This window comes from Pseudomonas sp. N-1-13 (genome assembly GCF_057787095.1).
This window is the reverse complement of the sequence record NZ_JBYNRI010000001.1, coordinates 5,211,199-5,233,413: the sequence shown is the minus strand read 5'-3', so window position 1 is coordinate 5,233,413 and position 22,215 is coordinate 5,211,199. Positions and strand designations below refer to the sequence as shown.

Annotated in this window: 17 protein-coding genes; 10 read left to right on the top strand and 7 right to left on the bottom strand. The window is 61.2% G+C overall.

Annotated elements, in window-relative coordinates:
* Window positions 1–3 precede the first annotated feature (3 nt).
* From rpsD to bfr, 5 genes are all read left to right on the top strand, one after another.
* Window positions 4–624 carry a 30S ribosomal protein S4 gene (gene rpsD / locus AC3I65_RS23430; RefSeq protein WP_003176404.1) on the top strand — a complete coding sequence of 207 codons (621 nt, stop codon included), beginning with the start codon at window positions 4–6 and terminating at the stop codon, window positions 622–624.
* 22 nt (window positions 625–646) lie between these two features.
* Entirely contained in the window at window positions 647–1,648 is a 1,002-nt protein-coding gene (locus AC3I65_RS23425; RefSeq protein WP_003186012.1) for a DNA-directed RNA polymerase subunit alpha, read from the top strand.
* 42 nt (window positions 1,649–1,690) lie between these two features.
* Window positions 1,691–2,077 (top strand): 50S ribosomal protein L17, encoded by a 387-nt coding sequence (rplQ, locus tag AC3I65_RS23420; protein WP_003186009.1) that lies wholly within the window; start codon window positions 1,691–1,693, stop codon window positions 2,075–2,077.
* A gap of 224 nt (window positions 2,078–2,301) precedes the next feature.
* On the top strand, window positions 2,302–3,750 hold the full coding sequence (locus tag AC3I65_RS23415; protein WP_076383443.1) for a catalase: 1,449 nt from the start codon (window positions 2,302–2,304) through the stop codon (window positions 3,748–3,750).
* A 157-nt stretch (window positions 3,751–3,907) separates the two neighbouring features.
* A complete protein-coding gene (gene bfr / locus AC3I65_RS23410) occupies window positions 3,908–4,372 on the top strand; it encodes a bacterioferritin (RefSeq protein ID WP_025215751.1) in 465 nt (154 codons plus the stop codon).
* A gap of 123 nt (window positions 4,373–4,495) precedes the next feature.
* Here bfr and uvrA read toward each other — a convergent pair whose 3' ends face one another.
* Window positions 4,496–7,330, bottom strand: coding sequence for an excinuclease ABC subunit UvrA (gene uvrA, locus AC3I65_RS23405; RefSeq protein ID WP_047229768.1), 2,835 nt, complete (start codon window positions 7,328–7,330; stop codon window positions 4,496–4,498).
* A 179-nt stretch (window positions 7,331–7,509) separates the two neighbouring features.
* Between uvrA and AC3I65_RS23400 the strand changes: the two genes are divergently transcribed.
* Together AC3I65_RS23400 and AC3I65_RS23395 are read left to right on the top strand one after the other, a co-directional pair.
* Window positions 7,510–8,907 carry an MFS transporter gene (locus tag AC3I65_RS23400; RefSeq protein ID WP_076383444.1) on the top strand — a complete coding sequence of 466 codons (1,398 nt, stop codon included), beginning with the start codon at window positions 7,510–7,512 and terminating at the stop codon, window positions 8,905–8,907.
* A 9-nt stretch (window positions 8,908–8,916) separates the two neighbouring features.
* Entirely contained in the window at window positions 8,917–9,435 is a 519-nt protein-coding gene (locus tag AC3I65_RS23395) for a single-stranded DNA-binding protein (protein ID WP_047229766.1), read from the top strand.
* Between the two features lie 107 nt (window positions 9,436–9,542).
* On the opposite strand, the gene AC3I65_RS23390 is transcribed toward AC3I65_RS23395, so the two are convergent.
* Window positions 9,543–10,097, bottom strand: a complete 555-nt coding sequence (locus tag AC3I65_RS23390; RefSeq protein WP_139049050.1) for a cysteine hydrolase family protein — start codon at window positions 10,095–10,097, stop codon at window positions 9,543–9,545.
* Between the two features lie 96 nt (window positions 10,098–10,193).
* Here AC3I65_RS23390 and AC3I65_RS23385 point away from each other — a divergent pair, with 96 nt between their 5' ends.
* The 3 genes from AC3I65_RS23385 to AC3I65_RS23375 all read left to right on the top strand — a co-directional run bounded on the left by AC3I65_RS23385 (window position 10,194) and on the right by AC3I65_RS23375 (window position 13,245).
* Entirely contained in the window at window positions 10,194–11,186 is a 993-nt protein-coding gene (locus AC3I65_RS23385) for a GlxA family transcriptional regulator (RefSeq protein WP_107321779.1), read from the top strand.
* Between the two features lie 201 nt (window positions 11,187–11,387).
* Window positions 11,388–12,497, top strand: a complete 1,110-nt coding sequence (locus AC3I65_RS23380; protein WP_488524220.1) for a DUF3182 family protein — start codon at window positions 11,388–11,390, stop codon at window positions 12,495–12,497.
* Complete coding sequence (locus tag AC3I65_RS23375) at window positions 12,487–13,245, top strand: alpha/beta hydrolase family protein (protein WP_047229762.1); 759 nt, start codon at window positions 12,487–12,489, stop codon at window positions 13,243–13,245. Before AC3I65_RS23380 ends, AC3I65_RS23375 begins: the two co-directional genes overlap by 11 nt.
* Window positions 13,246–13,397: 152 nt before the next feature.
* On the opposite strand, the gene AC3I65_RS23370 is transcribed toward AC3I65_RS23375, so the two are convergent.
* From AC3I65_RS23370 to AC3I65_RS23350, 5 genes are all read right to left on the bottom strand, one after another.
* Window positions 13,398–14,414, bottom strand: coding sequence for a lysylphosphatidylglycerol synthase domain-containing protein (locus AC3I65_RS23370; RefSeq protein WP_047229761.1), 1,017 nt, complete (start codon window positions 14,412–14,414; stop codon window positions 13,398–13,400).
* A complete protein-coding gene (gene clsB / locus AC3I65_RS23365; RefSeq protein ID WP_488524219.1) occupies window positions 14,401–15,699 on the bottom strand; it encodes a cardiolipin synthase ClsB in 1,299 nt (432 codons plus the stop codon). Before clsB ends, AC3I65_RS23370 begins: the two co-directional genes overlap by 14 nt.
* Window positions 15,696–16,508, bottom strand: a complete 813-nt coding sequence (locus AC3I65_RS23360) for an endonuclease/exonuclease/phosphatase family protein (RefSeq protein WP_488524218.1) — start codon at window positions 16,506–16,508, stop codon at window positions 15,696–15,698. The genes clsB and AC3I65_RS23360 overlap by 4 nt, the downstream gene beginning before the upstream one ends.
* Entirely contained in the window at window positions 16,505–17,431 is a 927-nt protein-coding gene (locus AC3I65_RS23355) for a DUF72 domain-containing protein (RefSeq protein ID WP_047229758.1), read from the bottom strand. The genes AC3I65_RS23360 and AC3I65_RS23355 overlap by 4 nt, the downstream gene beginning before the upstream one ends.
* Window positions 17,432–17,639: 208 nt before the next feature.
* Window positions 17,640–21,953, bottom strand: coding sequence for a DEAD/DEAH box helicase (locus tag AC3I65_RS23350; RefSeq protein ID WP_488524217.1), 4,314 nt, complete (start codon window positions 21,951–21,953; stop codon window positions 17,640–17,642).
* Between the last annotated feature and the right edge of the window lie 262 nt (window positions 21,954–22,215).

Below are 22,215 nucleotides of genomic sequence, written 5' to 3'. Positions count from 1 at the left end.
AGAATGGCTCGTTACATTGGTCCAAAATGCAAACTCGCTCGTCGCGAAGGCACCGATCTCTTTCTGAAGAGCGGCGTGCGCGCGATCGAATCGAAGTGCAACATTGAAGCAGCACCTGGTATCCACGGCCAACGCCGCGGTCGCCAGTCCGATTACGGCACCCAACTGCGTGAAAAGCAGAAGGTCCGTCGTATCTACGGCGTTCTCGAGCGTCAATTCAGCGGCTACTACAAAGAAGCAGCTGGCAAGAAGGGCGCAACCGGCGAAAACCTGTTGCAACTGCTCGAATGCCGTCTGGACAACGTTGTATACCGTATGGGTTTCGGTTCTACTCGTGCCGAATCCCGTCAGCTGGTATCGCACAAGTCGATCAGCGTTAACGGTCAGACCGTAAACGTTCCGTCCTACCAGGTTCGTGCTGGTGACGTGGTTGCTGTTCGCGAGAAAGCAAAGAACCAACTTCGCATTGTCCAAGCTCTCGATCTGTGTGCCCAACGTGGCCGCGTAGAATGGGTAGAAGTAGACACTGAGAAGAAGTCGGGCGTTTTCAAGAACGTTCCTGCTCGCAGTGATCTGTCCGCCGACATCAACGAAAGCCTGATTGTCGAGCTCTACTCCAAGTAAGGGCTAGAAAATAGGTGCATCCATGCAGATTTCGGTAAATGAGTTCCTGACACCCCGCCATATTGATGTGCAGGTTGTCAGTCCAACCCGCGCCAAGATCACACTCGAGCCTCTCGAGCGTGGTTTCGGCCACACCCTGGGCAACGCGCTGCGCCGCATCCTGTTGTCCTCAATGCCCGGCTGTGCAGTAGTCGAGGCCGAGATTGACGGTGTGCTCCATGAGTACAGCGCCATCGAAGGTGTACAGGAAGATGTAATTGAAATCCTGTTGAACCTTAAAGGTCTGGCTATCAAGCTGCACGGTCGTGACGAAGTTACGCTGACCTTGTCGAAGAAGGGTTCGGGGGTGGTTACCGCTGCCGATATTCAGCTGGATCATGATGTCGAGATCGTTAACCCCGATCACGTAATCGCTAACCTGGCGTCTAACGGCGCCCTGAACATGAAGCTCACCGTAGCTCGTGGTCGTGGTTATGAACCGGCAGACTCGCGTCAGAGCGATGAAGACGAAAGCCGCAGCATCGGTCGCTTGCAGCTCGACTCTTCGTTCAGCCCGGTTCGCCGTATCGCATACGTGGTGGAAAACGCCCGTGTCGAACAGCGTACCAACCTGGACAAGCTGGTTATTGATCTGGAAACCAACGGTACCCTGGATCCTGAAGAGGCCATTCGCCGCGCTGCAACCATCCTGCAACAGCAGTTGGCTGCGTTCGTCGACCTCAAGGGTGACAGTGAGCCAGTGGTTGTCGAGCAGGAAGACGAGATCGATCCGATCCTGCTTCGCCCGGTTGACGATCTGGAACTGACTGTACGTTCGGCTAACTGCCTTAAGGCGGAAAACATCTACTACATCGGCGACCTGATTCAGCGCACCGAAGTAGAGCTGTTGAAGACTCCGAACCTTGGCAAGAAATCCTTGACTGAAATCAAGGACGTTCTGGCCTCCCGCGGTCTGTCCCTCGGCATGCGCCTCGACAACTGGCCGCCTGCAAGTCTTAAGAAGGACGACAAGGCGACTGCCTGATCGTCGTAATCACCGAACGTTGTGTTTGGTAAGGAATGAACCATGCGTCATCGTAAAAGTGGTCGTCACCTGAGCCGCACCAGCTCGCACCGCAAGGCCATGTTCCAAAACATGGCGGTGTCGCTGTTCGAGCACGAGCTGATCAAAACTACACTGCCGAAAGCCAAAGAACTGCGCCGCGTTGCTGAGCCGCTGATCACTTTGGCCAAGACAGATAGCTTGGCTAACCGCCGTCTGGCTTTCGACCGTACTCGTTCGAAAGCTATCGTTGGTAAGCTCTTCAACGACCTGGGCAAGCGTTACGCTACCCGTGAGGGTGGCTACCTGCGCATCCTCAAGTGCGGTTTCCGCGCTGGCGACAACGCGCCTATGGCGTACGTCGAGTTGGTTGATCGTGCTACCAGCGGTGAAGCTGTATCCGCTGAGTAAGTCGGCAACATACAAAAAACCGGGCCTTGTGCCCGGTTTTTTGTGCCCGGTCAAAAAGTGGCAGTCACCTCTGTTGGCTGGCTTGCGCTTGGCAATGCGACAGCATTAGATAATGACTATCGATGTCCATGATTTAATGAATTTGGATACTGTCATTAACATGATCAATACTCCTTTCCAGCCGATTAGCCGGCAGTTTGAAGACCGACCTAGGAAGATTGAGCATGAGCCAGACCAAAACGCTTACGACCGCCAGCGGCGCTCCTGTCGCCGATAACCAGAACTCTCGCTCCGCTGGCCCGCGTGGCCCGCTGTTGCTCGACGACTTCCACCTTATCGAGAAGCTCGCTCACTTCAATCGCGAGAACATTCCCGAGCGCCGTGTACACGCTAAGGGATCGGGCGCTTACGGCACATTTACCGTAACCCGGGATATTACCCAGTACACCAGCGCCAAGCTGTTTGAGTCGGTCGGCAAACAGACCCCGACGTTCCTGCGTTTTTCCACCGTGGGTGGCGAGCGTGGCTCTGCCGATACTGAGCGCGATCCACGCGGTTTCGCCCTGAAGTTCTACACCGAGGAAGGGAACTGGGACATCGTGGGTAATAACACCCCTGTGTTCTTCATCCGCGATCCGCTGAAATTCCCCGACTTCATCCATACGCAGAAGCGCCTGCCCCAAAGCAATCTGAAAAGTGCCCAAATGATGTGGGATTTCTGGTCGCATTCGCCCGAGGCTTTGCACCAGGTCACCATTCTGTTCTCTGATCGTGGCATTCCCGATGGCTACCGTCACATGCACGGCTTCGGCAGCCACACCTATAGTCTGATCAGCGCCGAGGGTGAGCGTCACTGGGTGAAATGGCACTACAAGACCAAGCAAGGGATCAAGAACCTGACGCCGGCTGAAGCTGCACGCCTGGCGGGCACCGACCCGGATTACGCTCAGCGTGATCTGTTCAATGCGATCGAGCGTGGCGATTTCCCGAAGTGGAGCGTCTGCATCCAGATCATGACCGAGGCCCAAGCGGCGGCCCATTACGAGAACCCGTTCGACGTGACCAAGACCTGGTCGCAGAAGGAGTTTCCGTTGATCGAGGTCGGCGAGTTGGAACTCAACCGTAACCCGCTGAACTACTTCGCTGAAGTTGAGCAGGCGGCGTTCGGGCCGAGCAATATGGTTCCAGGGGTTGGCCTTTCGCCAGACCGCATGCTGCAAGGTCGTGTGTTCGCCTACGCTGATGCACACCGCTACCGTGTGGGTACCAATCACCAGCAATTGCCAGTCAACGCTCCGCGCAGCCCGGTCAACACTTACCAGCGCGACGGAGCCATGGCGTTCGGCAGCAATGGCGGTGCAGCACCGAACTACGAGCCCAACAGCTACGTCGAGGCCCCCAAGCAGGCTCCGCGTTATGCTGAACCGGCCCTGGCGCTCGGTGGTTCGGCAGACCGTTACGATCACCGCGAAGATACCGACTACTACAGTCACGCCGGTGCGCTGTTCCGCTTGATGAATGATGCCCAGAAAGCGCTGCTGATCAGCAACATCGCGGGTGCGATGGCCGGTGTATCGGCGGATGTCGTCGATCGTCAGTTGCAGCACTTCTTCAAAGCGGATGTCGCTTACGGTGAAGGCATCGCGAAAGCGTTGGGCGTACAGCTTAACTAAGTCTAAACGAGAAGCAGAACCGCCCTCAATTGGGCGGTTTTTGCGTTATTTAACCGGCTTTTCTCGGATTTTCTTCGCTTTTATCGCGATAGGCGAGTGACCTTGCGGTCAGCTTGGTTCAAACTAGAGCCTTCAAAGCTTGTGGAGATGTAGGGCGATGCAAGGTCACCCAGACGTAATCGATTACCTCAACACGCTGCTGACAGGCGAACTGGCAGCCCGTGATCAATATTTCATCCACTCGCGGATGTACGAGGACTGGGGTTTTACCGAGCTCTACGAACGTATCAACCATGAGATGGAAGAAGAGGCCCAGCACGCCGATGCGTTGATGCGCCGGATCCTGATGCTCGAAGGTACGCCACGCATGCGCCCGGATGATCTGGACATCGGCACCACGGTGCCAGACATGCTCGCGGCCGACCTGCGCCTGGAATACAAAGTCCGTGCCGCGCTGTGCAAGGGCATTGAGCTCTGCGAACAGCACAACGATTACGTGACCCGCGAGATCCTGCGCATCCAGCTCAACGACACCGAAGAAGACCATACCTACTGGCTCGAGAAGCAGCTGGGCCTGATCAAGTTGATAGGCCTGGAAAATTACCTGCAGTCGCAGTTCTGATTGCAGGGAAAGGGAACGCAGAGCGTCCCAAGCTGCATTCCCACGCGGAGCGTAGGAACGATCAAACAAAAAAGCCCCTGTCATTGATGAGATGACAGGGGCTTTTTCGTGGCCGGGGAAAAATCAGTCCCGGTCACGCTCCAGCAACGGCTTGAGGTAGTAGCCAGTGTACGACTGCTTCATCTCGGCCACTTCCTCGGGGGTACCCACCGCGATGATCTGACCACCCTTGGAGCCGCCTTCCGGCCCCAAGTCCACCAGCCAGTCCGCCGTCTTGATCACATCGAGGTTGTGCTCAATTACCACCACGGTGTTGCCATGGTCGCGAAGGCGATGCAGGACGTCGAGCAATTGCTGGATATCAGCGAAGTGCAAGCCCGTGGTCGGCTCGTCGAGGATGTACAGGGTCTTGCCGGTATCACGCTTGGACAGCTCGCGAGACAGCTTGACCCGCTGGGCCTCGCCGCCGGACAACGTCGTTGCCGATTGCCCAAGCTTGATGTACGACAGCCCCACATCCATCAGCGTCTGGAGCTTGCGCGCCAGGGCCGGCACCGCGTCGAAGAACACCCTGGCCTCTTCGATGGTCATCTCGAGGGTTTCGTGGATATTCTTGCCCTTGTACTTGATCTCCAGGGTTTCGCGGTTGTAGCGCTTGCTCTTGCACACGTCGCACGGCACATAGATGTCCGGCAAGAAGTGCATCTCGACCTTGATCAGGCCGTCGCCCTGGCAGGCTTCGCAGCGCCCGCCCTTGACGTTGAACGAGAAACGCCCTGGGCCATAGCCGCGTGAACGGGACTCCGGCACGCCGGCGAACAGCTCGCGAATCGGCGTGAACAGCCCGGTATAAGTCGCCGGGTTGGAGCGCGGTGTGCGACCGATGGGGCTCTGGTCGATGTCGACGACCTTGTCCAGATGCTCCAGGCCCTTGATGCTGTCGTGGGCGGCGGCCTCCAGGGTCGTGGCGCCGTTCAGGGCCGTAGCGCTGAGGGGGAACAGGGTGTTGTTGATCAGCGTCGATTTGCCGGAGCCGGACACACCGGTCACGCAAGTCAGCAGCCCAATCGGGATGTCCAGGTCAACGTTGCGCAGGTTGTTGCCACGGGCGCCCTTGAGGCTCAGCGACAGCTTCTTGTTGCGCGGCGTACGCTTGGCCGGCACCTTGATCTTCACCCGGCCCGACAGGTATTTGCCGGTCAGGGAGTCGGGATGCGCCATGACTTCGGCGGCTGTGCCTTGGGCAACGATATGCCCGCCATGCACGCCCGCACCCGGACCGATGTCCACGACGTAATCCGCCAGGCGGATCGCATCCTCGTCGTGTTCGACCACGATCACCGTGTTGCCGATGTCCCGCAGGTGCTTGAGCGTCCCGAGCAGTCGATCGTTGTCCCGCTGGTGCAGGCCAATGGACGGTTCGTCGAGGATGTACATCACCCCCACCAGGCCGGCACCGATCTGGCTGGCCAGGCGAATACGCTGGGCTTCGCCGCCGGACAAGGTATCTGCGCTGCGATCGAGGGTCAGGTAGTCCAGGCCAACGTTCACCAGAAATTGCAGGCGCTCGCGGATTTCCTTGAGGATCTTGTCGGCAATTTCGCCCCGGCGGCCGGTGAGCTTCAAGCCGCCGAAGTAGTCGGTGGCGTCCCCAATTGGCAGGTTGGTCACCGCCGGCAGGGTTTTCTCGCCGACCCACACATGTCGCGCCTCCCGACGCAAGCGGGTACCGCGGCAATCGGGGCAGGGCTGGGTGCTGAGGAACTTGGCCAGTTCTTCGCGCACGCTGGCCGATTCGGTCTCGCGATAACGCCGCTCCAGGTTCGGCACGATGCCTTCGAACGGGTGGGAGCGTTTGACGATATCGCCACGGTCGTTCAGGTATTTGAAGTCGACACTTTGTGAGCCGCTGCCGTGCAGGATGAATTTCTGCTGGTCGGCGGGCAGTTCATTGAAGGGTTTGTCCAGGCTGAACTTGTAGTGGGCCGCCAGCGACCCGAGCATCTGGAAGTAGTAGACGTTACGCCGGTCCCAGCCGCGAATCGCGCCCTCGGCCAGGGTCAATTCACCATTGACCAGGCGCTTGGTGTCGAAGAACTGCTTGACCCCCAGGCCATCGCAGGTCGGGCACGCGCCGGCCGGGTTGTTGAAGGAGAACAGCTTGGGCTCCAGCTCGCTGATGGCGTGGCCGCAGATCGGGCAGGCGAAGCGCGCCGAGAAGATGATTTCCTCGCCGGGCTCGTCGTCCATCGGCGCTACCAGGGCGATGCCGTCGGCCAGCTTCAGCGCGGTCTCGAAGGATTCGGCCAGACGCTGTTGCAGGTCGGCCCGGACCTTGAAGCGGTCGACCACCACATCGATCGAGTGCTTTTTCTGTTTATCCAGCTTCGGCAGTTCGTCCAGCTCGCACAGCTTGCCGTTGACCCGTGCCCGAACGAAGCCTTGGGCGCGCAGTTCTTCGAAGACCATCAGGTGCTCGCCCTTGCGCTCGCGGATGACCGGCGCCAGCAGCATCAACTTGCTGCCTTCGGGCTGGGCCAGCACCAGGTCGACCATCTGGCTGACGGTCTGGGCTTCCAGCGGGATGTCGTGGTCGGGACACCGGGGAATACCGACCCGCGCATACAGCAGGCGCAGGTAGTCGTAGATCTCGGTGATGGTGCCGACGGTTGAACGTGGGTTGTGGGAAGTCGACTTCTGTTCGATGGAAATCGCCGGCGACAGGCCTTCGATGGTGTCGACGTCGGGTTTTTCCATCATCGACAGGAACTGCCGGGCGTAGGCCGACAGCGATTCGACATAGCGCCGCTGGCCTTCAGCGTACAGGGTGTCGAAGGCCAGGGATGATTTGCCGGATCCGGACAGGCCGGTGATGACGATCAGCTTGTCCCGTGGCAGGGTCAGGTCGATGTTCTTCAGGTTGTGGGTACGGGCCCCACGAATCAGGATCTTGTCCAAAGTGGCCTCGCTCGGCGGGCGTCGAAAACGTAGGAGTATACGGGCAAATACTGGATGGATGCACACTATTGAAAGTGAGTTTGCAGTCATACATGAAGACTGCGCGGCAAACGGTCGCGATATACCCCCTCAATCGATGGGACTGGTAGAATCGCCGCCGGTTCACACGAGGTTTTTCCATGCACGATCCCCACAGCGAACGCATGAGCAGCGGCGAGACACGCGCAGCAAGCGGTCTGGCTCTTGTGTTCGCCTTCCGTATGCTGGGCATGTTCATGGTGTTGCCGGTGCTGGCGACCTATGGGATGGATCTGGCAGGCGCGACCCCGGCCCTCATCGGGTTGGCGATTGGCGCGTACGGCCTGACCCAGGCGATTTTCCAGATCCCGTTCGGGGTCATTTCCGACCGCATAGGCCGGCGTCCCGTCATCTACCTGGGCTTGATTGTCTTCGCCCTGGGCAGTGTGCTGGCGGCCAATGCCGATTCGATCTGGGGCGTGATCGCCGGACGCATCCTGCAAGGCGCCGGGGCGATTTCCGCAGCCGTCATGGCTTTGCTGTCGGACCTGACCCGCGAACAGCATCGGACCAAGGCCATGGCCATGATCGGCATGACGATCGGTCTGTCGTTCGCCGTCGCCATGGTCGTCGGGCCGTTGCTGACCCGCGCCTTTGGCTTGTCGGGGCTGTTTCTGGTCACGGGGGGCATGGCGCTGGTGGGCATCCTGATCGTGGCGTTCATGGTGCCGCGCTCCACCGGGCCGTTGCAGCACCGCGAATCAGGGGTGGCTCGCCAGGCGCTGATGCCGACGCTCAAGCACCCGGACCTGCTGCGTCTGGACCTGGGCATCTTCGTGCTCCACGCCATGTTGATGTCCAGCTTCGTTGCCTTGCCGCTGGCGCTGGTGGAGAAGGCCGGCCTGCCCAAGGAGCAGCACTGGTGGGTTTACCTGACTGCGCTGCTGATTTCGTTTTTCGCCATGATTCCGTTCATCATCTACGGCGAGAAGCGACGCAAAATGAAACGAGTTTTGCTCGGCGCCGTCGTGACGCTGATGCTCACTGAGCTATTCTTCTGGCAGTTCGGCGACAGCCTGCGGGCCCTGGTGATCGGCACAGTGGTGTTCTTCACCGCGTTCAATCTGCTGGAGGCGTCGCTGCCGTCGCTGATCAGCAAGGTTTCACCGGCGGGTGGCAAGGGCACGGCGATGGGGGTTTACTCCACCAGCCAGTTCCTCGGTTCGGCGTTGGGCGGGATCCTCGGCGGCTGGTTGTTCCAGCATGGCGGTTTGTCGGTTGTGTTCCTGGGATGCGCCGCGCTGGCTGCACTTTGGCTGGTCTTTGCTGTTACCATGCGCGAACCTCCGTATGTGACGAGCCTGCGCTTGCCGTTGTCGCCCGAAGCCATCCGCGAAGCAGGCCTGACCGAGCGCCTTAAGGCCGTCGTTGGAGTAACCGATGCAGTGGTGGTCGCCGACGAAGCGGCCGTTTATATCAAACTGGACACCGAATTATTGGATCGCGCGACGCTCGAGCGCCTGGTGAACAACCCGGCCCCGACCACGTGCGAAGCCTAGGAGAACGTTATGGCCCGTGGGGTTAACAAAGTCATATTGGTCGGTACTTGCGGCCAGGATCCCGAAGTTCGCTACCTGCCCAATGGCAACGCTGTGACCAACCTGAGTCTGGCGACCAGCGAACAGTGGACCGACAAGCAGACCGGCCAGAAGGTCGAGAAGACCGAATGGCACCGCGTGTCGATGTTCGGCAAGGTGGCCGAAATCGCCGGCGAATACCTGCGCAAGGGTTCGCAGGTGTACATCGAAGGCAAGCTGCAGACCCGCGAGTGGGAAAAAGACGGCATCAAGCGCTACACCACCGAAATCGTGGTCGACATGCAAGGCACCATGCAACTGCTGGGCGGTCGTCCACAGGGTGACCAGCAGCAAGGTGGCAACAACTACCAGCAGGCTGCTCCGCGTCAGCAAGCACCTCGCCCGCAGTCGGCGCCTCAGCCACAGCGTGAACGTCCAGCGGCTCCGCAACAGGCCGCGCCACAACCGGCTCCGGACTTCGACAGCTTTGATGACGATATTCCGTTCTAAAGCCGCTGGAAGCTCCAGGCAGCGAGCTTCAAGCTAAAAACAAAACCGCGCTTCGGTTTACGAGGCGCGGTTTTTTTTAGCCTTGGATTTGCCGCTTGGGGCATCACTCAGTGGCGGGCAGCCAAAAACTGTTCAGTGCTCACCACATCCGCATAGGCAAAACCCAGGGCCGACATGAAGGCCGCATGCACTTGAGCCGCCGGGACGACGAGCCCATTGAATTCCAGATCGCGGCTGGCACAAGCATCGTGAATCACCGTGACCTCATAGCCCATGTCCGCCGCCGCCCGGGCGACCCCGTCGATGCACATGTGGCTCATGCTGCCGACGATCACCAGATGCTTAATGTCGTGGCGGTCAAGGATGGCTTGCAATTGGGTTTCGCGGAACGAGTTGACGAAGTGCTTGAGCACCACTGGTTCGTCGGTGCGGTTGAGCACTTTGGGATGCAGTTGCGCACCTTCAGAGCCTGGGGTGAAGAACGGTGCGGAATCGGAGGTGAATTCGTGACGAATGTGCACCACCTGATCCGCGGCCTGGCGAAAGGCTTCGATCAGTCTGGCGGCGTTATCGGCGGCCGCTTCGGCACCGACCAATGGCCATTTTCCCTGGGGGAAGTAGTCGTTCTGGATATCGACTACGATGAGCGCTTGCTTGGACATAAGGCTTCCTCGATCAGTGGGGTCTGAAGCCAGTATTGGCTCATGCCACCGGTTTCAGAATGGGCCGTAACGACAATAAGCGAGGGAAAACTGACAATGACGCAGCAAAGGGCAGTCGCTGAGCTCGGGGTGCTCATCTACCCCGGCGCGCAACTGGCGGCGGTGCATGGCTTGACCGATCTGTTCGCCGTGGCGCAGCGGATTGCCGACGAGCAAGCCAGTTCTCAGTTGCCGCGCCTGCGGGTCAGTCATTGGCGAGCGCAGGAGGGAGAAGTACCGACCCGGGTGTTCGAGAGTTTCGCCGGTCCTCAGGGCAGGCTGGTTGCGCTGCTGATTCCACCGTCCATCGCCGGTTTCAGTGAGGGGCTGGTGTCGCAGGCGCTGATGACCTGGTTGCGAGCGCGGCATGCCGACGGCACGGTGCTGGGTGGGGTGTGTGTCGGTTCGATTCTGTTGGCCGAAAGCGGCCTGCTCGATGGGCGCAGCGCCACGACCCACTGGACCTCGGCCAAGACCTTTGCCGCGCGTTATCCGAAGATCAAGCTCGACGCTGATAAACCCATCGTCGACGATGGCGACCTGATTACCACGGCCGGGCTGATGGCCTGGTCAGAGCTGGGGCTACGACTGGTGGACCGCCTGCTCGGCCCCAGCATCGCCACGCGCACGGCGCAGTTTCTGGTGATCGAACACAGCGACAGCGCCAGCCAATGTGGCAGTAACTTCGCGCCCATCCTCGGACACGGTGACGCGGCCATTCTCAAGGTCCAGCACTGGTTGCAAGGCAGCGGAGCAGTGGACGTTTCCCTCGGCGCCATGGCCGAACAGGCCGGGCTGGAGGAACGCACCTTCCTGCGCAGGTTTCGCGCCGCCACCGGGCTCAAACCTACCGAATACTGCCAGCACCTGCGCGTCGGCAAGGCGCGGGAAATGCTGGAGTTCACCAATGGCACCATCGACCACATTGCCTGGACGGTGGGTTATCAGGACCCGGGGGCTTTTCGCACGACGTTCAAGAAAATTACCGGGTTGGCGCCCAGTGATTATCGGGCGAGGTTTGGGGTCAGCCCGATGAATGCGCCAAAGTAGTCATCGATCTCTTCGCCACCGTCGCAGTCGTCGTGCAATTTGCCGGATGTCCTCAGGGTGTCGTGCAGAATGAAACAGGCCCGGTGCTATCAATCCTCCCTCAGACGCCCGTTTCGTTGCTCGTCCTGGCTCGCAACACCGTTGGCCTGATCTCTGCACCCCTTTATCTAAAGCCATCGAGCGCAGTTAAAAGGGCACCGCATGACGACGGTCAATCGCAACAAACTGGTAGTGGACCATTCGATCAACCCCCACGCGCCGCTTCATGAGGTCGAAACCAATCGGGCGCTGGCCCGTTGGCTGGCGCAGATTCTCGGCCTTGAATACGGCGGCAGTTATGACCAACAGCATCATGCTGGCCATGATCTGTACTTGCTGCCCACGCAAACCGTCATAGGTGCCGAAGCCGCCCTGCGCTTGGGCGTCAAAGGGCCGGAGGATCTATGGGGCGGTTACGTCGAGCATGATTTTATCTGCACCAAGGCAATCACCCACGGTCTGTTGAACAGGCACGCGGTCGCGCCCTTGGGCTGGTCACCGCTGTTTGCCAAGTTGACCCGGGGGGCGGTGCTCGATGGCGTGACTGTGTTTGCGCTCCAGGATGCGCGCCAGGCGGCCGAGCACCTGCTGTACACCGGAGCGATCCGCTTCAAGCCTATCCATGCCTGTGCCGGACGCGATCAGCGGGTGATCAAGAGTCTGGCGCAATTCGATGAAATCGCCGCCGGCCCCGAGGCTCAAGCGCTGTTTCGCGACGGTGTGGTGCTTGAGCAGAACCTCGAACAGGTCAAGACCCAAAGCGTCGGCCAGAGCTTCATCAACGGCAAGGTCTTGAGCTATTGCGGTGTGCAACATCTGACGCGGGACAGTGAAGGGCTGGAGGTTTACGGCGGCTCGGACCTGTTGGCGGTGCAGGGCGGCTATATTGAATTGCTCAAGCTTGAGTTGCCCGACGATGTGCGTGAGGCGGTGCGGTTGGCGCAGGTGTTTGACGATGCCGCCAATCAGGCCTTTCCAAGGTTCTTTGCCTCGCGGCGCAATTACGACATCGCCCAGGGCATTGATGTCAGCGGGCAGCCTCGCGGTGGCGTGCTGGAACAGTCATGGCGCATGGGCGGCGCCAGCAGTGCTGAGCTCGCGGCGTTGCAGGCGTTCATTGAGGATCCTGCGTCCAGCGCGGTTCGTGTGTCCTCGGTGGAGACCTACACTGACCAGCCGCTGCCCCCTGGGGCCAGGGAGGTCTATCGCGGCCCGGCGCACAATGGTGACTTTCTTCTTAAATACGTAACGGTTCATTCCTATGACGGCTAGAAGCGAAACCATTCAGATCGAGATCGACGACGAATACATGAACGGCACCTTTCTGAGCCCTAAATCCAAGGTTCCAGGGGTGTTGTTCGTCCACGGTTGGGGCGGTAGCCAGGAGCGTGACCTGGAGCGCGCCAAAGGCATTGCCGGCCTGGGTTGCGTCTGTCTGACCTTTGACTTGCGCGGGCATACCGGCGGGGCGGGCATTCCGTTATCCCGGGTAACCCGGGAAGATAACCTGCGGGATTTGCTCACCGCCTATGACCGGCTGCTCGCCCATCCAGCCTTGGACACCTCGGCGATCGCCGTGGTGGGCACCAGCTACGGCGGTTACCTGGCGGCGATCCTGACGTTGCTGCGGCCAGTGCGCTGGCTGGCTTTACGAGTGCCGGCGCTGTATCGCGACGAGCAATGGCACACGCCCAAGCGTGACCTGGACAAGACTGACCTGCTGGATTATCGCAGTACCCTGGTGCACGCCGACACCAACCGCGCCTTGCACGCATGCTCGCAGTTCACCGGTGATGTGTTGCTGGTGGAGTCGGAGACCGACGACCATGTGCCCCACGCGACGATCATGAGCTACCGAGCGGCGTGCCAGCAGACCCATTCGCTGACGCACCGGATCATCGACGGCGCCGACCATGCCTTGAGCGACCCAGTGTCCCAACAGGCCTACACCTCAATCCTGGTGGACTGGATCACCGAGATGGTAGTGGGTGAGCGGTTGAGCATTATTCAGGCGCGGTGATTGCGTTGTGTTCATGCGGCCCTTATCGCGAGCAGGCTCGCTCCCACAGGAGATCTTTGGTGGACAGGAATCCTATGTTCGCCGCAGATCAATTGTGGGAGCGAGCCTGCTCGCGATGAGGCCCGCTCAGACAACCCATACTCAGAACCCTGTCACTTAGGCCCCGGCTTGACCCGCAACGCCTTGGCCTTCGCCTCGATCACCAGGTACATCACCACCGTGATCAACAACGGCAAGATGAAGTAGATCGCTCGATAGGCAATCAGCCCCGCCAACAGGCCTCCGCGAGAAACCTCGTGCTGCAGCAGGGCAATGAACACCGCCTCCAGCACCCCCAATCCCGCCGGAATGTGCGTGATGACCCCGGCAATGCTGCTGATCATCAGCACCCCGAGCACCACCGGATAATCCAGCTTGCCCGGCAGCAGGGTGAAGATCACCGCCGCCATCAACGACCAGTTCAACGCCCCCAGCGCCAGTTGCAGCCCCGCCATGCGCAGCGACGGCAGGTTGATTTCCATGCCACGGATGGTCCAGGCCCGACGTTTGGAAAACCGGCAGGCCACCAGGTAACCGGCACTGATGCACAACAGCAGCACGCCCACGCCTTGCAGCGCAGTGCTGCTCAGTTTCCAGCCCGGTGGCATCGTCACCAGGCCACTGCTGAACACCACCCCGGCCAGGGTCATGTAGCCGAACCAGTTCGTGGCCAGGCTCAGGCCGAGGATCTTGGCGATGTTCCCGTTGCTGACCCCCAGCCGTGAATACAGCCGGTAGCGCATGGCGATGCCGCCGACCCAGGCACTGAGGTTCAGATTGAAGGCGTAGCTGATCACCCCCACCGGCAATATCTGCCGCCAGCCCAGTTTCTGCCGTATGTAGGTGCGGCCGATCAGGTCGTAGCAAGCGTAAGTGATGAAACTGGTAACGGTGAGCGCAGCGGCAATGAGCAACGTGCGCAGTTTGAAGTCCGCCAGGGTCGCGAACACTTCGGCCCAGTCAATGCGCCGGGCCAGGGCAGTGAACAACACGATCAGCAGCAGGAAGAAGGCCAGGGTCAGTGGGCGTTTCCAGCGGCTCCAGCGTGATTTGGGTTTGCTGTGTTCGGCCGCGTGGGCATCAGATGCGTGGGCATCACTTGGCGCCGTGTGCGCGTCAGAGTGGTTCATGGGGTTCGCTCCGAACCGCCGTGGGCGGCGAAAAAGGTTTCAGGCGCGGCTTATGGGCTGGCAGCCAGCCGGCCCAGGCCGGAAAGTGGCGCAGGAAGTGAAACACCATGAAGCCGATGGTCATGCGCCACAGCAGGCCCCGAGGGGCAGGGTTGGCCGGCATGACGGTGCAATGGTTGCTGCTCAGATCATCGAGGCGCTCGAACAATTCACGGTTGAAGGCCCGGTCGCGGATCAGCACATTGGCTTCCAGGTTCAGGGACAGGCTCAGGGGGTCGAGGTTACTTGAGCCCACCGTGCTCCAGTCCTCATCCACCAAGGCGACTTTGCCGTGCAACGGCCGTTCGCAATACTCGTAGATCACCACGCCGGCCTTGAGCAGATAGTTGTACAGCATCCGCGCTGCGAGCTTGGCGATCATCATGTCCGGCTGGCCCTGCAGGATCAGTCGTACTTCCACGCCACGCCGCGCGGCATTGCGGATCTCGCGCAGCAGCCGGAAACCGGGGAAGAAATAGGCATTGGCAATGACCACGCGTCGCTGGGCGCTGCGCAATACTTGCAGGTACACCTCTTCGATGTCGGTCTGATGCTCATGGTTGTCGCGATAGACCAGCCGCACCTGACCATCATGATCGTTGAAGGCCAACTCGTTGCGGCGGCTGCGGCGGCGTTGCCACCAATATTTGGCCCGGCTGGGCCGACCGCTCTGCAACAGCGCGAAGTGATGGATATCCACCACCGCCGGTCCTTTGACCTCCACGGAATAATCCTGCTTGGCCTCGGGACCGAAGTCGCCCAGATGGTCTGCGGAAAAATTGATCCCGCCGATAAACGCGATCACACCGTCCACCACGACGATCTTGCGGTGCAGGCGCCGGAACCAGTTGGTGCGGATGCCCAGGTGCCGGGGTGCGGGATCGAATATCTGCAAACGCACCCCGGCGTCGCTCAATGTCGCCAGAAATTCCGGGGTCAGCTCGCCGCAGCCAAAACCGTCCAGGCTGACGGTGATGCGCACGCCACGTCCGGCCGCGTCCACCAACAGGTCCCGGAGTTCGATACCGACTTTGTCCTCGAACAGAATGAAGGTCTCAAGGAGGATTTCCTTTTCGGCCCGGCGTATGGCCTCAAAGACCCTGGGAAAATATTCCTCGCCGTTCTCCAAAAGCGTGACCCGGTTATTGCCGTGCCAACCGTACTCGATGTCCACCAGCGCCGGATTGCGCTCGGTCGGCGGAACCTCTACCTGTTCCACCGTCGCCTTGTTCATAGTCGCGCTCATAATTCGATCTCCACCGAAAGCGGTGCATGGTCGGAAAGGTGCGACCAGGGGCGTACGTTCAATACCTTGGGATGACGGGCCTTGAGGTTGCGCACGTAGATGCGGTCCAGACGCAGGACCGGCAGGCGCGCCGGAAAGCTGCGGGCCGGCTTGCCCCATTGCTCGGCGAACACCTCCCGCAGGCCGCTGGGTTCAAGCAGCTCGCTGGCTTTGCCGCGCCAGTCATTGAAATCCCCGGCGACGATGACCGGCGCCTCGGGCGGCAGTTCGCTCAAACGCTGGCAAAGCAGTTTCAATTGCTCGACACGATGTCCCTCGCGCAACCCCAGGTGCACGCAGATGGCGTGGATTTCCCGCTCATCGCCGCCCGGCAGACGCAGCACGCTGTGGAGCATGCCGCGGCTTTCATGGCCGCTGATAGACACGTCCAGGTTGTCGTGGCGAATGATCTGGAATTTGGACAGCAATGCGTTGCCATGGTCCCCCGCCGGGTACACCGCGTTGCGCCCGTAGGCGAACTGTGGCCAGAGGCTATCGGCGAGGAATTCGTATTGCGGCATGCTCGGCCAGTTGGAATAGCGCTGCGGGTGGTGCTCGTGGGTGCCGTGGACTTCCTGCAAGAACACCACGTCGGCGGACACACTGCGCACCGCCTCGCGCAGTTCCGGGAGGATGAAGCGCCGGTTCAGGGCGGTGAAACCTTTATGGGTGTTGACCGTCAGGACGGTGAAGCGATTGATCCGGTCGAGGCCTTGCGTCCGTTCCTGGGTTGGATCGCAGGTCGTTTCGGTGAACTCCGGGATGCTCATGGCAATACCCCCTCGGCCGGGCGCTCGCCGGGCGTGGTGGCCAGGTCCTTGTCCAGGTCGAAGTGCTCCAACAAGTGACGCGCGTCATAGGGCGCACGGACTTTGATGTCATTGTCGAAATAGCAGAACACCTCCCGGCTCTTGCGGGCGCGGGGTTTCTTTTTCGGGTCGATCAAATGGGCATCGCGCGGTTGTGTGCCGTGGCTCCAGGCCTCGATCCGCTCGCCCCAGCGTTTCAAGGCCGCATCGGTGTAGCCGCTGGCGTATAGCTCCTCGGCTCCGTGCAGGCGCAAGTACACAAAGTCGCTGGTAACGTCTTCGCGATACGGCCATTTTCCCGCGGTGTCAGCGATCACCAGTGCCACGTCGTAGCGTTTGAGCAAGGTGATGAAGTGTGGATCGATAAAGCTTTCATGACGGATCTCCACCGCGTGACGCAGCGGCCGCTTCTTGTCGGCCTGGGTGCTGGCGTGGCCGTTCAGGCGCGGTTCGTGCTCCCGGGCCAGGGCGGCGGCATCTTCGGTGTTGTGGGGCAGTTGCTTGAGAAAGTCTTCGAACAACTCGGGATCGAATTTGAAACTGGGAGGAAACTGCCAGAGGATCGCGCCGAGTTTCTCCTTGAGCTCCAGCACGCCGGAAGCGAAGAAATTGGCCAACGGCTTGTGAATGTCCCGAAGACGTCTGATGTGGGTGATGAAACGCGGCGCCTTGACGCTGAAGACGAAGCCGGGCGGGGTCTCGGCGTACCACTGGGCATACCGTTCGGGGCGTTGCAGGGCGTAGAACGATCCATTGATTTCGATGCTGTTGACCGCTCGCGAGGCGAATTGCAATTCCCGTTTCTGGGTCAGCCCCTTGGGGTAGAAATCCCCCCGCCAAGGCGTATAACGCCAACCGGAAATGCCAATGTGGATCGCCGTCATGTGTCCCTCCCGTGCCAATGACCTCGTACCGCCTGTGTCTTTTGATGACTGTCGCGCGGGGTAGAAAGTTTCGATGGAGTTACCGACGGTGAGGGCAGGTGAAGTCCTGCAGTCTTGTTCGCTGTGTTTCAGTAGTTGCTGAATGGGCCCCCAGCGCAGATCAAATGTGGGAGCGAGCCTGCTCGCGATGAGGTCCGTCCAGACACCCTCAACTTCTCTGGATCAGCTTGTTCCTTGCCTCAGTCATGCCCTGCGCATCCAGCTCCAGCCACACATGCTGTTTGCCCGCGATCTGCGCCGCCGCCGGCAGGCCATCGCGATACACCAGCCGATTGCTCGCCAGCGCCGGTACTTTCGCTCCCGGCAACAAGGTGCCGGCCAGGTTCAGCGGGTCGACACCGCACACCGCGACCAGTGCGCCGTCGCTGGGGCGGCGGCGCACTTCCCGCAGCAATGGAATGGCTTCGGGCAGGGCGAATTGCTCGCCCGCCAGGCCGCTGACAAAACGTCCGCCACGAATCTCTCCCCGCGCCTCCAGGCGATGAAACGTGCGCAGTAACTCGCGCCAGCTCGGCAACCAATCCGCCTCCCGCTCCAACAGGCGCCAGAACACCACGCCATAACGGCGCAGCAAGGTCATGGCGATGTGTTCGAGGGTGTCGGGTGGTATCGCCGCTGGCCGGTTTCCTTCCTCGGGCTCTGGTGTGCTACGGCGTATTAAGGCCCAGCGCCCGGCATCGTCCATGCCGCCAACGAATGCCCCGCGCCCGCGCCGACTGCTGCGCGCCTGGCGCTTACTGGCAGGGGTGATCAACGCGCGCAACCCGGCGAAGCTGTCGGCATTTACCAGCCCGGCGCCTACCAGTTCCTGTAGCGCGATTTCCAGTTCGCTGCGCAGCAAGTGCGCCTCGTGCAACAACTCATCGAAAAACAGCGCGCCGTGTTCGCTGAGGGCCTTATGGACTTTTTGCGTCTTGGGTGACAGCTCGCTGGGTGGGGTCTGTTCAGTCAGGCTGCTCCAGAGGGCGACCTGATTGCGCGGCAGCAACACAATCGGCGTGCTGCGCAAGGCGCTGGAAGATTGCTTCTGACGAGCGCTCAGGCGCGTCCACACCAGCTTGCCGCTGCGGCACAGCTCATCGAGCCAGCTCGGGGAATAGTCCTTGATCCGCGCCGGCAACAGGTCGCTGTCCCACGCCGAGGCGGCGGCCGGATAGCCTTCGAACTGGCTGATGATCGACGGCAGCACCGCGTTGCCCCGGCCTTGGGTGGACGGCGACAGATGCTGCCAGTCGAACAGGAACCGCATGAAATCCTGCAACATCACCGGCTCGATTTCCCGGCGCAGGCGCTTGACGGTGTAGCGGTGGATACGCGCCAGCAAATGCCGCTCGCACCATTCTTCCTGTCCGCTGCCGGGGGTGAATCGGCCACGCAGCACGTAGCCTTGCTGTTCCAGTTGCGCCAGGGCCTGGGTGATGGGCGGGGGCGTTAGCCCCAGCGGGTAGGCGATGGCCTCCAGCGGCAGTGGACCAAAGGCGCTGAGCCGCGCGCGCAGTACCTCCACCATGGCCTCATCGCGGTCCCAGGGTTCATCGAAACCCGCCAGCGGCGTCAGCGGCGGTCGCCATTGAGCCTGTGGATAAATGGCTTGCAGACACGTCAGCCGTTCCAGCGCCACCCACACACCTCGTTCGGCGCTGATCTGTACATGACTGGCGCGGCCGCGCTCGACCAGGGCCTGCAGCCAGTCCAGCCACGACGGCTGAGCACTTGCCTCGCTGTCGGCGATGCAGGCCAGGCTCATCAGTGCTTCGTGCATTTCATCGAGGTTGGTGGGGGCCGGCCAGGCTTCGTCCCGTACCGCCTGGATGGCGTCGGCGTCGAGTGCACCGAGGTCGTCGGTAGACTGCGGGTCGCTCCAGCGCCGGTTGATCACCGCTTGAGTGCGGCGTTCTTCCAGCGGGGCGTCGTCGAGAAAGGTGTAGGGCCGGGCGCTGAGGATTTCCGCCGCCAGGGGCGAGGGCGCCGGCAGATCGCGGCTGATCAGACGAACCTCGCCGGCTTTCATGCGCCGCAACAGCGTCAGCCAGCCTTCGCTGTCCATGGCTTCGTGCAGGCAGTCGTCGAGGGTCTGTTCCACCAGTGGGTGATTGGGGATTTCCCGTTCGCCGGCGAGGTTCTCCAGGCAGGCGATCTGGTCCGGGAATACGCTGGCGATCAGGTCTTCGCTTTTCATGCGCTGGATCTGCGGAGCGACTTTGCGTCCGCCCGAATAGCGCGGCAAGGCCAGGGCGACACTGGCATTCCAGCGCCAGCGCACGCCGAACAGCGGCGCATCCAGCACTGCCTGGATCAATATCTGTTCGGCACTATGGCTATTGAGATAGCGCCAGACCTCGTCCAGCTCGAAGCTGTGGCTGGTGGACAGCGACAGCACGATGGCGTCTTCGCTGGCGGCGGCCTGCAATTCGAAATTGAAGGTGCGGCAGAAACGCTTGCGCAGGGCCAGGCCCCAGGCGCGGTTGATGCGGCTGCCGAACGGCGTATGGATGATCAGTTGCGTGCCGCCGGACTCGTCGAAAAACCGCTCCATCACCAGTGTGTCCTGGGACGGCAGGGCGCCGAAGGCCAGGCGTGCCGGGGCCAGATAGTCCACCAGTTGTTCGGCACTGGCCAGGTTCAGTTGCAAGGTGCCGGTCAGCCAGTCGAGGGCCGGTTGCAAGTTTCCCGGCGTGGCACCGAGCAGTTGGTCCAGTTGGGCTTGCAGGCGGGCTACCGCCAGGGACAACTCGGCGCTGCGGCCAGGGGCTTCGCCAAGCCAGAACGGAATGGTCGGCGGCTGGCCCTGGGCGTCCTCGACCCGCACCCGACCGGTCTCCACGCGAATGATGCGGTAAGAGGTATTGCCCAGTTGGAACACGTCGCCGGCAATGCTCTCCACGGCGAAGTCTTCGTTGACGCTGCCGATGTTCAATCCTTGGGGTTCGAGCAGCACGCTGTAGTCGGCGTTGTCCGGGATAGTGCCGCCGCTGGTCACGGCGGTCAGCTTGCTGCCCCGGCGCCCGCGCAGGGTGCGGGTGACGGCGTCGCGATGCAGGTACGCACTGCGCACGCCCTGACGACCATTGAGGCCCTCGGCGAGCATGTGCAGCAGCGCCTGATAGTGGCCGTCGTCCAACTCGGCATAGGGCGCGGCGCGGCGAAAGGTTTCCAGCAGCGCCTGTTCCGGCCATTCCTGGCAACTGACCTCGGCGACGATCTGCTGGGCCAGCACATCCAGTGGCGCCTTGGGGATGTGCAGAATGTCCAGCTCGCCACGGCGCACGCAATCGAGCAGGGCGACGCATTCGATCAAGTCGTCGCGGGTGGTGGCGAACAGGCGTCCCTTGGGCGTGCCGCCAACCTGATGGCCCGAGCGGCCGACCCGTTGCAAAAACGCCGAGATCGACCGCGGCGAGGCGATCTGACACACCAGGTCGACGTCGCCGATATCGATGCCCAGTTCCAGGGACGCGGTGGCGATCAACACCTGCAACTCGCCGCGCTTGAGCCGTTGTTCGGCGTCGAGGCGAAACTCCTTGGCCAGGCTGCCGTGGTGGGCGGCCACGGCGTGCTTGCCCAGGCGTTCGCTCAAATGACGGCTCAGGCGTTCGGCCAGTCGCCGGGTGTTGACGAAAATCAGGGTGGTGCGGTGTTCCCGGGCCAGTTCGGCGAGGCGGTTGTAGACCAGTTCCCAGACATCATTGGCCATCACCGCCGAAAGCGGCACCGGCGGCACCTCGATGTCCAGGTCCCGGGGGCGGGCGTGGCCGATGTCGACGATTTCACAGCTGCGCCCCTGGCCGACGAGAAAACGCGACACCGCTTCGATGGGTTTTTGCGTGGCGGACAGACCGATGCGCATCAACGGTTCGGCGCACAGCGCTTGCAAACGCTCCAGGCTCAAGGCCAGGTGACTGCCGCGTTTGCTGGCGGCGATGGCGTGGATCTCGTCGACAATGACGGTGCGGGTACTGGCGAGCATTTGCCGGCCGGAATCGGAGCCGAGCAGCACGTAAAGCGATTCGGGGGTGGTCACCAGAATGTGCGGCGCGGTCTTGCGCATCGCTGTGCGGTCTTTTTGTGGCGTGTCTCCGGTGCGCACGGCGGTGGTGATGTGCAACGGCGGCAGGCCCATCTGCCGCAATTGTTCGGTAATGCCGGCCAGTGGGTTTTGCAGGTTGATCTGGATGTCGTTGCTCAATGCTTTGAGCGGCGAGACGTAGACCACCAGGGTCTGGTCCGGCAGACCGCCCTGTTCCAGGCCTCGGTGTACCAGGTCATCCAGTACGGCAAGAAATGCTGTGAGGGTCTTGCCCGATCCCGTGGGCGCAGCCACCAGGGTCGAACGGCGCTGCCCGATCAACGGCCACGCCCGGGCCTGAGCGGCCGTGACCGCCGGGAATGTCTGGCTGAACCAGGCGCGAACGGCGGGATGAAAGCCTGCCATGGCGTGGTCGGCTGGGAAGGGCAGATTCATGTGGGCAGTTATGCGGGTGGGATGGGGAAGATGCAAGTACCTCTGAGCGATGCCTGGCCTGGGAGGGCCTCATCGCGAGCAGGCTCGCTCCCACATTCGACCGCATTCTTTCTGAAGAGACTCGCTCCATTGTGGGAGCGAGCCTGCTCGCGATAGAGCCTGTGAACCTTACACAAATACCGGATCTGCACTTTACGGATGACGGTTGCGCACTAAACCCGCAAAATGCAACGATTCCGACAACGCCTGCGGGCGTTGTCGA